The sequence below is a fragment of the Paenibacillus sp. FSL R7-0048 genome (assembly GCF_038004505.1).
GTDB classification, from domain to species: Bacteria; Bacillota; Bacilli; order Paenibacillales; family Paenibacillaceae; genus Paenibacillus_AQ; species Paenibacillus_AQ odorifer.
The window spans coordinates 5,900,048-5,914,232 of sequence record NZ_JBBORF010000001.1 but is presented as its reverse complement, the minus strand read 5'-3'; the positions used below and the strand labels follow the sequence as shown (position 1 = coordinate 5,914,232).

The 14,185-nt window shown below is 43.1% G+C and carries 9 protein-coding genes and 1 pseudogene; 9 read left to right on the top strand and 1 reads right to left on the bottom strand.

Going from position 1 to position 14,185, the window contains the following annotated elements:
* The first annotated feature begins 1 nt into the window (after nt 1).
* The 5 genes and pseudogenes from NSQ91_RS26195 to NSQ91_RS26175 form a co-directional block, all read left to right on the top strand.
* The gene (locus tag NSQ91_RS26195) at nt 2-2,374 is read left to right on the top strand and encodes a DUF5696 domain-containing protein (RefSeq protein ID WP_340920520.1); all 2,373 of its coding nucleotides are present in this window, start codon (nt 2-4) and stop codon (nt 2,372-2,374) included.
* A gap of 4 nt (nt 2,375-2,378) precedes the next feature.
* The gene (locus NSQ91_RS26190) at nt 2,379-3,254 is read left to right on the top strand and encodes a carbohydrate ABC transporter permease (protein WP_081382489.1); all 876 of its coding nucleotides are present in this window, start codon (nt 2,379-2,381) and stop codon (nt 3,252-3,254) included.
* Nucleotides 3,255-3,257: 3 nt separating this feature from the next.
* Nucleotides 3,258-4,250: a carbohydrate ABC transporter permease gene (locus tag NSQ91_RS26185; protein ID WP_340920517.1), complete on the top strand. Its 993-nt coding sequence runs from the start codon at nt 3,258-3,260 to the stop codon at nt 4,248-4,250.
* Nucleotides 4,251-4,449: 199 nt separating this feature from the next.
* The gene (locus tag NSQ91_RS26180) at nt 4,450-5,538 is read left to right on the top strand and encodes a low temperature requirement protein A (RefSeq protein ID WP_340921558.1); all 1,089 of its coding nucleotides are present in this window, start codon (nt 4,450-4,452) and stop codon (nt 5,536-5,538) included.
* Nucleotides 5,539-5,735: 197 nt separating this feature from the next.
* A pseudogene (locus NSQ91_RS26175) lies at nt 5,736-6,032 on the top strand (HAD-IIB family hydrolase); the annotation flags it as partial.
* 148 nt (nt 6,033-6,180) lie between these two features.
* Here the strand turns inward: NSQ91_RS26175 and NSQ91_RS26170 are convergent.
* Nucleotides 6,181-7,176, bottom strand: a complete 996-nt coding sequence (locus NSQ91_RS26170; RefSeq protein ID WP_340920514.1) for a serine hydrolase domain-containing protein — start codon at nt 7,174-7,176, stop codon at nt 6,181-6,183.
* A gap of 113 nt (nt 7,177-7,289) precedes the next feature.
* Here NSQ91_RS26170 and NSQ91_RS26165 point away from each other — a divergent pair, with 113 nt between their 5' ends.
* From NSQ91_RS26165 to NSQ91_RS26150, 4 genes are all read left to right on the top strand, one after another.
* The gene (locus NSQ91_RS26165) at nt 7,290-9,662 is read left to right on the top strand and encodes a YcdB/YcdC domain-containing protein (protein WP_340920510.1); all 2,373 of its coding nucleotides are present in this window, start codon (nt 7,290-7,292) and stop codon (nt 9,660-9,662) included.
* A gap of 840 nt (nt 9,663-10,502) precedes the next feature.
* Complete coding sequence (locus NSQ91_RS26160; RefSeq protein ID WP_340920507.1) at nt 10,503-12,167, top strand: extracellular solute-binding protein; 1,665 nt, start codon at nt 10,503-10,505, stop codon at nt 12,165-12,167.
* A 183-nt stretch (nt 12,168-12,350) separates the two neighbouring features.
* A complete protein-coding gene (locus NSQ91_RS26155; protein WP_036679607.1) occupies nt 12,351-13,256 on the top strand; it encodes an ABC transporter permease in 906 nt (301 codons plus the stop codon).
* Between the two features lie 19 nt (nt 13,257-13,275).
* Nucleotides 13,276-14,163: a carbohydrate ABC transporter permease gene (locus NSQ91_RS26150; protein WP_038573097.1), complete on the top strand. Its 888-nt coding sequence runs from the start codon at nt 13,276-13,278 to the stop codon at nt 14,161-14,163.
* Nucleotides 14,164-14,185 lie beyond the last annotated feature (22 nt).

Sequence of the window (14,185 nt, the reverse complement as noted above, 5' to 3'; positions counted from 1 at the left end):
GATGAGAAAAAAAGTTAAAGTGCGGGGCATTCTCTGTATTGTTGTGATGATGCTGTTCGCAGTGATAAATGTTCAACCCCTACACAGTTCCGCCGATCCGTCCACCGCTGCGCAGTCTGTTCAGGCTGAAGAAAGCAAAGAGGTTGGGCAAGAGCAAACATCGGTGGTGACTGAACCAGCTGAAGGGCAGGCCACTTCTGTGCAAGAAAAGGAGACCACGGCTCCCGTAGAAGAGCAGGCTCCAGCCGCTGTAGCAGCACCTGTACAGAAGGTTGAGCTACAGCCGGTCACGCCTGGAACAAAAGCATTGGAGAACGAACGCTATATTTTATATGTAGATGAGAAATCGGGAAATCTTCGCATCACAGACAAAATCACAAACAAGGAGTGGCTTGGATCTCCACAGCTGGAGCGAACAGCCATGCCAAATATTAAGAAATATACGACCGCGCCAATTTATGCCAGATACACACAGGGGGCTGACATTACACAGGTCTACCCACTTAAAGATGAAGACTCCACGGTTACCGTAACGATTGAGCAAGATGTCGTCCGCGCGGAGTTTGCTTTTATTAGCCTGAAGCTTTCTTTTGCTCTGGAGTACAGACTGACTGCTAATGGATTTGAGGCTTCCATTCCACAGGAGTATTTGAAGGAAGAGGGGAATGCGAAATTCACGAGTCTGGAGGTGCTGCCATTTTTTCATGCGGCTAGAGAAGATGCAGAGGGGGCAATGATGCTTCCAGATGGTTCAGGGGCATTGCTGGAGTTTCGGAAAGATCATCCCGCTTATTTGAAAGGTTATTATGAATACATTTACGGCGGGGACGAAACCTTTGTGAAACAAAATCATGAAATTACGGATAACTCTTGGCAAAAGGCGGCACCTCTTAAAAAAGCTATCGCCTTGCCAGTGTTTGGGATCTATCAGGGAGACACAGGATATTTAGCAATTGTTACTAAGGGAGATACCGACGCTAAAATCAACGGTGTTCCATCAGGCATTCGCGCTATTTCGCTTTATAGAGCATCAAGTGAATTTACCCTGCGCAAGGATGATGTTATTTTTGTCGGCAATTCCGGCCAAATTCCTTATTATCAGGGTGAGATGATCAAAACCGATCGTAGCGTACGTTATGTTCTGCTCCAAGGCGAGGAAGCCAACTACGTTGGGATGGCGAAGGAATACCGTAATTACTTAATGGAAGAGAAAAAGGTCAAGGAAGTAGTTCTTGAGAACACGCCATTGTATCTTCAAGTGCTCGGTGGGATTTCACGTGATGAAGTCATCGGTTCAACTTTTATAGAAGCAGCTACGTTTAAACAAATCAAGGACATGATTGATCAATATCAGGCAGAGGGTGTTACTCAGCTAGAGATTACGATCGAGGGATGGTCCAAAAATGGTTTATACGGAAACCAGCCAGAACAATTCCCTGTTGAGAAGAAGCTGGGAGGCAATAAGGGACTAAAAGAGCTTCAGGAATATGCCGCAGGCAAGGGCGTAAATCTTTATTTGAAAGCTAACTACGTGAAACCTTACCAAGATAGCAACGGCGTGAAGGCAAGCAGAGATGCTGTGCGCGGTATTAATCGTGAAGTCTTGAAGCAGTACGTCTATTATCTCTCTACCCGGTGGAATACGGATGACTATTTTTATTTAATGAAACCTAGTGTTATCGCAAAACGCAGTAATGCTGAGTTAAGCAAGTTTCAGGATCTGGGTGTGAAGGGTGTGCAGTTTGAACACTTTGGAAGCTTGCTATACTCCGATGAGGATAATAAATCCAATACGGACCGCCAGCTTACAGAAGATACTTATGTTAATGCATTGGATAACTTCCGTAAGGGTGAGCTTAACACGGCAGTAGATTATGGTTTTGCCTATACATTAGGACATGTGAACCGGATTGATCAGGTGCCGCTCGACTCCAGTCAATTTTTCTATACAGATCGGGCGATTCCTTTTTATCAACTAGTGTTACACGGCTTAGTGCCTTATACAGCAAGCCCGGTTAATCTGTACGATGATTCCCGTAACCAAACCTTACGGGCGCTGGAATATGGAGCCCTTCCAAGTTATGAATTAACCTATGCTCCGACTAGCGATCTTCAGAGAACCATGGCAGACCGGCTGTTCAGCTCTAGTCTTGAGAACTGGCTGGCACCTTCTGTGCAGAATTATCTCACATTGAAAGAGGTCTATGACAGCATTAGCAACCAGCAAATGACGAATCATGAGCAGCTGCAAAGTAAGGTCTTTCGGACGACTTATGCAAACGGTGTGAGCATTATAGTCAACTATAATGAGCAGTCCGTTGACGTGTCTGGTCAGACCGTCGAGGCATTCAGCTATGCGGTAACAGGAGGATGATGAAGTGAAAAAATCAAAGCTATCGATGCGAGCGCGTTATTTCGTTGAAGGATATTCCTTCATCGGCCTGTGGCTGGTCGGATTTCTGGTGTTTATGGCTGTTCCGCTGGGCCGTTCCTTGTATTATTCCTTTCAGGATCTCCAAGTGAGCAAAGGCGGTTTACTGGCCACTTTTGTTGGGATGGAGCATTATCGCGCTGCTTTTACTACAGATGTTAATTTCTTGCCTCTGCTGAAATCGACGATGGTGTCGACGGTGACTCAGGTTCCGTTAATTCTTATCTTTTCGCTCTTTTGTGCGATTCTGCTAAATCGCGGACTCGTAGGAAAAACCTTTTTTCGTGGCGTGTTCTTTTTGCCGGTCATCATTGCTTCAGGGGCGATTCTGGGCAAATTGATGGATCAGGGTGCCGCAAATTTACCAATTTTTTATAATCAGGATTTATATGATAAGCTCCATAACTTTATCCCCGGAGACATTTTGAAGTCATTGCTGAAATATGCAGAATCTTTAACGCTGGTGATGTGGGATTCTGGCGTGCAAATTCTGATTTTTCTAGCGGGGTTACAGACGATTTCTGTTTCACTGTATGAAGCGGCCAAATGTGATGGAGCAACCGCGTGGGAGAGCTTTTGGAAAATCACCTTCCCGATGATTATGCCGATGATGCTTGTAAACACGTTGTTTAGTATCGTCAGCTCATTCACGAAGGCAGATAATCAAATCATGAGTCATATTTTGAATGTCGTCTTTAAGAATAATGATTTTGGATATGGCTCAGCGATGGGTTGGATTTATTTTGTGTTTATTTTCTTGGTTCTGGGTTTGGTCTTCCTGTTATTCAGCAAGTCGCTCGGTGCCACCGAAGGGAGGAAGTAGAAGATGTTGAAGGAATCCGTAAAGCAGGTTCGGACAACGATCATGGAACATCTGACAACTCGTCTAAAAGCAAGCGGCAAGCTGGACAGGGTCGTGAAACGTTCGCTTCAGGTGCTGAATATCGCTTTTTATTACTTGGTTATTCTCAGCTTAACGTTCGTATTCCTATATCCCTTGTTATACATGGTATCCAAATCCATGATGCAAGTAACAGACGTAGCTGATGCCACAGTGCAATGGCTTCCGAAAAAGATAAGTTTTGGCAACTATTTTCTGGCATGGGATTCGCTTAAATTCTGGGCCGGGTTCGCAAATAGTGCGATTATTTCCTTCGGGAGTGCGGTTCTGCAAATCTTAAGCTGTTCCTTAATCGGTTATGGTTTTGCCAGATACCGTTTTCCAGGCTACGCAGTATGTTTCGTTCTGCTGCTGTTTACTTTTCTAGTTCCACCGCAGACGATTGTTGTGCCACTGTATTTGTTCTTTAGTGACTTGGGGTGGATTAATACACATTTGCCGTTTGTGGTTCCTTCTATGTTTGGGCACGGGTTGAAGGGGGCATTATTCGTACTGATCTTTATTCAGTTCTATCGCGGAATGCCTAAAGTGTTGGAGGAAGCAGCACGTATCGACGGTGCAGGCGCATTCAGAACGTACTGGAAAATCATGTTTCCTATCGCCAAGCCGGCAATGCTGATCGTATTCTTGTTCTCTGTGGTATGGCACTGGAATGACAGCTTTGAACCGAATACGTATTTAACAACACCGGATTTCTATAATCTGTCGCAGCGATTAGCGATGTTTTATGGTTCCAATAATCAGGCAGCGGAGACGATGTCGCAAATGACTTCGGGTTCTATTGGGATGGCCCCAACTGGACTGAATCAGGTTATGGCGGCGTGTATTCTAACCATTCTGCCAATTCTGATTCTGTATTTGTTCGTACAGCGTCATTTTGTAGAAAGTGTGGAACGCTCCGGTATTGCCGGGGAATAACTTTATTTACTAAAAACCAGCAAGCTCTCTGTGTGGAGGCTTGCTGGTTTTATTTTTAGGTAAAGGGTCTTCAAATTAGTATATCAATTCGGTTAAGATGGATAAGTATTCGATAAACTGTATTAGAAATACACATCCAAACCAAGGGAGTCAGACGATGAATAAACGCAAATCGGGATTTGAGCACAGTACAGTATCCATTGCTGAGAAGAAAGTTACTTGGCTGGAGCTATTTTATGATCTGCTTTTTGTAGCAGCAGTTTCAAAAGCGAGCCATGTCCTATTGCATGTAGAGGCGGGTACAATTCCACTTGAATACTTATCCAAATTTATCTTAATATTTATTCCGATCTGGTGGGCTTGGGTAGGGCAATCGCTTTTTGTGAATCGGTTTGGGCAAGATATCTTTTCACATCGGATATTCTTGATTCTACAATTATTTTTTGTATTAATAATGACGGCGAGCCTATCGGTTAACTTTGATCAATATTATATGCCATTCTTAATAGGTTATGTTGGTTTAAGAGCTATGACAGCCATTCAATATCTTACGATAAATAAGAATGAAGCGGCTGATAGAAAGGGCACTGCCCGGTATTTGGGAAGCAGATTTTGGATTGGATTAGTGATCTCTTCTTTATCACTTTTCTTTGACTCTTGGATGCGTTATGTAGTTTTGTATGCGGGAATTACTGTAGACATTCTGCTTCCATTAGTAGGCCGGAAATACTTGGTGAAAAGTCCGATCAATACTCATCATTTATTGGAACGCTTCTCGTTGTTTACGCTTATTCTGCTTGGGGAATCAGTGGTCAGTATCCTTGCGGTTTTACAGTCTAGTCACTGGACGTGGCAATCTATTGTATTTGCATTATTAACTTTTCTATTAATTATAGCTATGTGGTGGCAATATTTTGATAATGTTGAAAAGAAAGTGGATAAGACTATAGAGACTGCCGGGCAAACCATAATTTACGGGCATTTATTTATTTATGTATCCTTGAGTATGATTGCAGCTTCGATCCAACTGCTATTTTTAGATCAATTAAATTATACATTTATGGTGTGTTTTATTTTTGGATCGGTCCTGCTCTACTTCTGCTCTACCTCACTGGTCTTCCATAAATATAGACGTATACAGCAACGGTTAGGGATATTCCATTTGGCGTTGTTATTAGGTTTACTTGGTGTTTTTTTCGTAGTAGATTTGTTGTTCCTTATACCTAATTACCTGATCATTGGTGAAATGATGTTATTTTTTGTGGTATATGCAAAATTAACGACGTAAGCTTGTTGTGCCGAAGCTGAATAAGAAAACAAGAAGGAAGCTGATCCGTGTGATCGGCTTCCTTCTTGTTTTAGATCCCATGAAATATAATCTATCTAGTTACGTTCGAACGGGGAGGCTTATTTCATAATATGTATAAGATTGTATTTTTTGATGTGGACGGTACTCTAGTGAGTGAAATTGATAGAAGCATCCCAAGATTTCCTGAATTATGGTTCGAACGTTTTCACGGATACGTTATGAATGTGCTTGAAGAAACACAAGTTTCTAAATCAACGGCGATTAAACAGGTGCTGGATTATCTGAATATTTGCAAGTCAGAGGCTATCGCGTTTGGTGACGGTGGGAATGATATCGACATGTTGGAGTATGTGGGATTGGGCATTGCGATGGGAAACGGTGCGGAACAGTTAAAACAAAAAGCCGATTTTGTTACAAAAAAAGCAAGTGAAGGCGGGATAGCCTACGCATTAAAGAAATTTGGCGTCATTTAAGCTTGTAGCAAACGAGTTGAAGAAAAATTAATAGCGATCATTTGTACAAAACTAACAGCGACAGCCCAAGACTTTATCAGTCTATGGCTGCGGCTGCTTTATGGATTGTGTGGTATCCACACATAGAACTGCATGTGATTCCTGGTTCTTACTGCCCTAGAAGAGCTGGCACAATAAATCGGCCGAAAACATTTGCAGGAGAGCCTTTTTTGTACTTATCCGCGGTGATAACGGCAACCAGCTCGTAAGCAGGAACTACAATGATATGCTGCCCTTTAAAGCCGAGTGCAAAATAATAAGGGATCTCGTTCGGCTGTTGCTCTGAACCTGCATTGAATTGGGATACCCACCAATGCCAGCCGTAGAATCCTTTTTGCGGATGATTGGCTTCAACGTAAGGGCGAGTAGATTGCTGAATTGTATCTGAAAAAAGGATTTGCTGATCCTTCCAGCGTCCCTCTTGCAAATAAAGTAAGCCGAATTTCAGCATATCCTCCGGCTTCAGATGAAGTCCGAACCCACCGGTATGTATGCCTTGCGGATCGCTCTCCCAGTGATAGCTTTGAATGCCAAGTGGTTGAAACAGCTGGTCTTCGGCAAATTCTGCAACCGCCTGTCCAGCACAATCACGCAGGATTGCGGACAAGAGCTGAGAGGAGCCTGAGTTATAAGTCATCACGGTTCCTGGTGTATGAGCTAATGGCTGTGCAAGCACAAATTTTATCCAGTCTGCGGTTTTAGTCATGGCCGGAAAAGAATTCTGCCCACCAAACTCTGTCCAGTTAAAGCCTCCGGTCATCGTTAATAAGTGTTCGATAGTGATCTCTCTTTTACGTGGGTCACGATCTTCTTTTAATGAAGGAAAAAATAAAGAAATAGGTGTGTCTGGAGGTGGAATCATTTGTTTATCTATGGCTATGCAAACTAAGGCGGAGAGTATGCTTTTGGTGCACGAGTTGATTTTGCCAAGCTCTTCAGCGATTTGTGGATCGCGGTAATGCTCCAGTATGGGTTCTCCATGTTGAATGATCAAACAACTGCGAATGTCTAGGTTAGTAATACCGTCAATAAGCGGCTGAAGGTTCCAGTCAGTAATGTCGGTGCCCCCCTTTCTAGATGAATTATAGCTGCAACTGTTTACCATTATAGCTCACATCACAAAAATGTCGTAATTTCCTGTCGTTAAATAATTATGGAAAATACAAGAAAATATCTGTATAATAATATGAATCACGTGTTAGAGGAGGATGAATTCTTTTGAAAAGCAATAGTACTCTTTTTGTTCATCAAACAGCTAAAACGGTATTAATCACTTCCGTTGCACTCGCGTTACTCTTACCCCCTGGCTTAGCCGCAGCCGATTCTATATCTGTTAGCAGCAACACTTCCGTAACGCAGGTTAGTACGCAATCAGCGGCTCCAGCTACGACTACGAAATCTGAGGCTGATCCTGCAAAAGTGAAATTCACGCAGGAGCAAGCCATTGCAAAGTTAAAAGAACTATTCCCATCTCTAAAAGATGCAACTGTAAACAATGTTCAACTGGGATCTAACCAAAGCTACCCAGCTCCAGCAAATCAAATGATCTGGCATATTCAGTGGCAGGTTCAAGAAGGGAATATAGGATATGGTTTTAGCAGTGAGGTAGACGCCATTAATGGTGATATCATCAACACCTATCTCTCATTCTCCCAGGAGAAGAACGAATCCTATTATCCACCGAAAGTATCGCAGACTCAGGCATTGGAGATCGCTAAGACTTTTGTGGCTAAGGCAGCCTCATCGGTTAAGAGCAGTGAGCTGCAATTAAATGAGAATGTTGGTTATAGTTATTTTTCGGAATCATTATTCGGTCCTGTTCAATATGGATATAACTTCAGTATTCTGAAAAATGGTATTCCTTCTGGTTCGGACAGCATTAACATAGTTGTGGATGGTAACGGAACTGTAACGCAATTCTCTAAGTCTTCTCAAGGGCTTGAGTACCCGTCTGCACAGCCCAAGATTACCTTGGAGCAAGCACAGAAGCAATTTGCGGAACAGTTTGATGTGGGCCTATTTTACATTCCTATTTATAAGAACGGAAAACCTAACAACTGGATCCTAGGCTGGCGTCCAATAGATCAGTCTCTATATCCTATCGATGCATTAACGGGTAAGCGGATAGATTATGAAGGAAAAGAATCCGTATCCACCTCAGTCGTGTATTCAGAAGTAGCGAAGAGCAAGGATGTTTTTCAGGCAAGAAGTTCTAGTACAGAGCTTTCTGCAAAAGAAGCAGCACAGCTTGTAGAGAAGGTTGCTTATATCCCGGCAGATCGTAAATTGATCTCGCAAACCTTGAGAAATGACTATCAGGATTCAGATCGGAAAATCTGGCAGCTATACTGGGGCAGTAATGGAAATGATCGTTACATTGGTGCTGGCTTTCCAGAACAATCCTCTGCCGAGATCGATGCAAAGACCGGTGAAGTATTGCAGTACCAGGTTCAAGCTTATGGTGCTATTCAGGATAAGAAGAAGGAAGAGCCGGCACCTGCTGGAGGTAAGAAGCTTAGTGAGGCTGAAGCGAAGGTGAAAGCGCTTAGTATAATTAATAGTCTATATCCTCAGGCGAGCCAGAAGCTAAAGCTGGTAGAATACGGGGATAATTCGAGTTTGACTTCAGACGGATCAGGATATGGATACCAGTTTATTAGATATCATCAAGGAATTCCTGTGAGTGACAGCACCATTACGGTAAGTTTGGATCTTTACGGCAGACTGACTTCTTACATGGGGAATCGGATAAGCGGTATCGATGGAATCACATTATCGCCTGATGCAACAATTTCCAAGAAAGAAGCGCTCGAAAGTTATAAGCCTAAATATCAGACTAAGCTGAAATATACTCAGGTTGGCGGATACAATACTTATAGTAACTATGTCGCACCGAAGGTGAAGCTGGTATATGATACAACCTTTGATGAATCTAACGGATTAAATCAGGTTTTGGATGCAGCTACTGGAAAATGGGTTGCGGTGTTTGATTATCTCGGTCAGCAGGATGCTCAACTATCTGCAACGGACATCAAAGGTCATACAGCAGAGCGGGAATTATCAGAATTGGTAAACCACCATGTGATTACACCGGATGCCGATGGCAAAGTGAACCCGGATCAAGAAATAACTGTCGGTGATTGGTTATCCTATCTTGCCAAAGCTTCTAGTCCGAATTTCACCAATTATTATAATAATAATGAACGAAAAACTGTGGCAGGCGTGAAGCCAGAGAATTCATATTATGATGCAGTTATTTTTGCAGCAGATCGTAAATGGATCAATAAGGATGAAAGCCTGCAAGTAGAGAGTAAGTTAACCCGGGAACAGCTTGCTGTTCATCTGGCTAATTTCTTGAAATACAATAAACTCACAGCTTATCTTGATAAAGATGTGACTGTAAGTCAGTTTAGTGATAGCTCAGCTATAAACAATAAGGGGGCCGTGGCTCTTGTTGTGAAATTGGGACTCTTAAAGGATGACAACGGCAAGTTTAATCCGCAGCAGAATGTAACAAAAGCGCTGGCGGCTTCGGTGATCATGAAGCTAGTTGAGCTGCAAGGAAAGACCGATCAGATCATAGGTCAATAAGTGTTAATAAGACAGCCAGGCAGCGATTCTCCGACGATTGGAGAATCGCTGCCTGGTTTTTTAGTTTGCAGCGCGGCGGATTGACTAAAGCATCTCTATCTGGCAGATGCAGTTTCCAGTATTCTCTCAGCATTTTTTGTGCGCCGATTCTTGCTGGAATCCGCAAAATAACTGCATTCTATACAGCTATTTCTTATGCAAAAGGTGAATGTGTATCTTTAATTGCATTCTCTGCAACTAAAAACTAGAGAATTCACCTATTGGCGAGAAAAGCAAGAATATAAGTGTACGGAATACACTTATATCCTTTGGCCGAGTGATTTGATGCATTATAAGTGTACTAAATACAATTAAACGCGTAATGCCGCGTAATTCAATGCTTAATTCAACGCTTAATTTATCCTCAGCGCAATCCTCAGCGTAATCCTTAGCGTAATCCTCCGCGCAATCCTCAGCGCAATCCTCCGCGTAATCCTCCGCGTAATCCTCAGCACAATCCTCCGCGTAATCCTCCGCGCAATCCTCAGTCCATTCCTCCGCGCAATCCTCAGTCCAATCCTCCTACACTATGCACCGCCGGCTCACTATATAGGTAATCTTGATGGCTAAGATTCTTAAGGGATAGCATAAGGATCAGCCTCTTTTTTGTGTAATTAATTACCAATACATAGACACTTACAAACTCACAGTATTATGATAATCAGAGTGACCCTAAAGCGGAGCTTTGTTAGGCGAACATGAATAGGTAAAGAAAAGATACCGAATGTAAACGGTTCACACTCGCTGTGTTAACGCTTTCTTCTTACAATTAGGATATAGAAAATAAGGGAGGTTCAATAGATGAAAAGAAAGATTAAAGGCTTGCCTTTAATGGCATCGGCCATTGTTTTATCATTAGTTTTCGGTGGTTGCTCCAGCAATAATAGTGGAAACAGTAGTGGAAACAGTAGTAGTTCCGCAGAGGGAAACACTAGTGCGCAAACGGAAATGGAAGGCGGCCCTTTAACCAAATATGATCCGCCGATCAAACTTCGCTCCACGATGAACGAAACAGGCAAAGAGACGTTGGCGCAGGGCGATACACATTCCAATAACATCTGGACCAGAGGATACGAGGAAGAGCTTGGGATTAAAGTATCCTATGACTGGATTGTGGCTGATGCTAACTATAACGATAAAATGAATGTTACCTTGGCGAGCGGGGATTTACCTGATTTGTTAAAGGTGTCCACGGTGCAATTCGAGCAGCTTTATGAAGCTGGCATGTTGGAGGATTTGACCGGGGTATTTGATAAATATGCTTCGGATCTTGTCAAAGAATATTACGCTGAAGAGGACGGAGCAGGGCTTAAGCCGGTTACGAAAGATGGAAAACTGATGGCGATGGTAAGCTTCCCGGGTTCGCTGGATTCCTCTGATATGATATGGATTCGAAAAGACTGGATGGACAAGCTGAATTTGGCAGAGCCAACATCCATGCAGGATATTATTAAGATTGCAGAAGACTTTACATTTAAAGATCCAGACGGAAATGGCAAACAGGATACTTACGGCATTTCGTTGAACAAGGACTTGCCAATCAATGCGTTTCTACTCGGGTACCATGCTTACCTGGAAACTTGGATCAAAAACGCCGATGGCGAGGTTGTGAATGGTACGATTCAACCGGAGGTAAAGGCTGGACTTGCGGAGCTGCAAAGATTGTATAAAGAAGGAGTCATTGATCCAGAGTTTGGAGTGAAAGACTTTGCCAAAGCGATGGAGGATGTAAATGCTGGTAAGTCCGGTATGTTATTTTTGCCGCAATGGGCCCCTTTCCAAGTAAAGGACATGATTAAAAAAGATCAAAATGTTAACTGGGTGCCTTATCCGGTACAATCTATTGATGACCAACCTGCCAAAACTCAAAACCATCTTACAATTGGTGGCGTATTCGCGGTCCGTAAGGGCTACGAGCATCCGGAGGCATTGATCAAGCTGCTTAACTTCCAAGCAGAGAAAATGTTTGGGGAGTCCGCTAAAACGGAACGGGCAAAATATTTGAACGGGGACACAGGTCTGGGCTTCCAAAATGCGGTTGTATCCAACCTGCCACCGAACAAAAATGTAAAGGCACAGGATGAAGTGGAAAAAGCCCTTGAATCGGGAGATACCTCAAACATGGGCCTTGAAGCTAAATTATTCTATGATGATATTCAAAGCTACCGCGGTGGAGATCTTGATAAATGGCATATGGAACGGATCTTTGGGCCGCTTAGCTCACAATCGGTTATCAAACACTACCGCGACAATGACTTGGTGTTGATGAATGAGTTCATTTATGCCCCAACTAAAACGATGAACAGCAAAGCGGCTACCTTGGATAAACTGCGTGCAGAGACCTTTGTCAAAATCATTTACGGAAGTCTTCCTATCGATGAATTCGACAAATTCGTAGCCAACTGGAAAAAGCTCGGTGGAGATCAAATAACGAAAGAAGTAAATGATATCGTAAAAGCAAACTAGTAAAAACGACGCAGAAGAGGACTGCCCCTAGTCATGATAATGACAAACGGGCAGTTCTTTTTTTGGCTGAACAGCTATTCGGTTCGATAACCAGGTCAACAAAAGATACTTAAAGTCAATACGCTACACTATTAAGGCAATTTGGGGCTGCTCTATAATTGAGATACAAGGAGGAGAAAGCATATGCACTTTAATACTAAGCAATTTCTACGTAATATTCCGCTCCATTTAATGATTTTACCTGCCTTAATAGTGATCATTATTTTTAGTTATATTCCGATGGCTGGCCTTGTAATTGCCTTCCAGAATTTTTCCCCGATCTCAGGGTTTAAGAATATGAACTGGACAGGGCTCGAAAACTTTCGTTATTTGTTTGAGCTTCCCGGTTTTGGTCAGGTCGTATGGAATACTGTATTTATCTCCGTCATGAAAATTATTGCTGGCCTGACCGTGCCAGTTATAGCGGCTCTATTGCTTAATGAGGTTCGTGTAAACGGCTTCAAACGTTCGATTCAGACGATTATTTATATGCCGCACTTTTTCTCATGGGTTATCTTGGGCGGGATTATCGTAGATGTACTGTCTCCGAGCAGCGGGATTGTCAACATGCTTTTAAAAGCACTAGGCATGCAGCCTATTCAATTTCTAGCGGACAATAGCTGGTTCCCATACGTACTAGTGATCACAGATCAATGGAAGGAGTTTGGATTCGGGACGATTATTTATTTGGCGGCTTTAACCAGCATTGACTCCTCTCTTTATGAAGCTGCTGTAATCGATGGTGCCGGAAGATGGAAGCAGACCTGGCATATTACGCTTCCGGGCATTCGCCCGATTATGATCCTGATGCTTACACTCAGCCTTGGCAACGTCCTGAATGGGGGATTTGACCAAGTGTTCAACCTCTACAACCCGCTAGTGTATGAATCAGGCGATATTTTGGACACGATGATTTACCGAATTGGTCTACAGGATGCTCAGTACTCTGTATCGACCGCACTAGGATTGATAAAATCGGTAGTTTCCTTCGTATTTATCGGGCTGGGTTATTATCTGGCGTATCGTTTTGCTAAATATCGGATTTTTTAGAGAGAAAGGAGTGGACTAAATGCACCATACTTCAACTGCTTATCGTTGGTTTCTCCGCTGCAATTATGTATTTCTGACTTTGCTCGCAGTGCTTTGTCTTTTTCCGATCGTGAACATTCTGGCGATCTCCTTTAGCTCCAGCGCAGCTGTTAACGCGGGTAGCGTAACCTTCTGGCCTGTGGATTTCACTCTTTCTTCCTATAAATATATCCTTCAGAACAACCAGTTCATTCACTCCTTCGGAACTAGTCTGCTTCGGGTAGTGCTTGGGGTATCCGTTAACTTGTTGTTTACGATTCTAGTAGCTTATCCGCTGTCTAAAGAGGCAAAGTCCTTCCGCTCACGGACCGTGTATGCCTGGATTTTTGTGTTCACGATGCTCTTCAGCGGGGGTCTGATTCCTGGCTATTTAATTGTAAAAGAAATGGGGCTGCTGGATAGCATCTGGTCGCTTGTTATACCGGGCGCGGTGCCGATCTTTAATGTTCTGCTCATGCTCAATTTCTTCAGAGGTTTGCCAAAAGAATTGGAGGAAGCCGCATGGATGGATGGCGCAGGACACTTACGTACGTTGTGGAGTGTGTATCTGCCGGTATCTATGCCAAGTATTGCGACCATTACGTTGTTCGCTTTGGTAGGTCACTGGAATGCATGGTTCGATGGCATGATTTATATGAGAAGCCCGGAACATTATCCGCTGGCCACCTATTTACAATCCATACTTCAGCAGGTATCGATCCAGACCGAAAATATTACTTTTGAACAAGCTGCGTTATTAAACCAAATCTCAGACCGTACAACGCAAGCCTCCCAGATCTTCTTGTCTATCATTCCGATCCTGGCGATTTATCCGTTCCTGCAAAGATATTTTGTGCATGGACTAGTCGTGGGTAGTGTAAAGGGTTAAACTGGACTGGACCTAAAAATAA

Bases quoted from the DNA above. Each gene is read 5' to 3' on its own strand.
- NSQ91_RS26195 (WP_340920520.1), top strand. From the start codon at position 2: ATGAGAAAAAAAGTTAAAGTGCGGGGCATTCTCTGTATTGTTGTGATG.
- NSQ91_RS26185 (WP_340920517.1), top strand. From the start codon at position 3,258: ATGTTGAAGGAATCCGTAAAGCAGGTTCGGACAACGATCATGGAACAT.
- NSQ91_RS26170 (WP_340920514.1), bottom strand. From the start codon at position 7,176: ATGGTAAACAGTTGCAGCTATAATTCATCTAGAAAGGGGGGCACCGAC.
- NSQ91_RS26160 (WP_340920507.1), top strand. From the start codon at position 10,503: ATGAAAAGAAAGATTAAAGGCTTGCCTTTAATGGCATCGGCCATTGTT.
- NSQ91_RS26155 (WP_036679607.1), top strand. From the start codon at position 12,351: ATGCACTTTAATACTAAGCAATTTCTACGTAATATTCCGCTCCATTTA.
- NSQ91_RS26150 (WP_038573097.1), top strand. From the start codon at position 13,276: ATGCACCATACTTCAACTGCTTATCGTTGGTTTCTCCGCTGCAATTAT.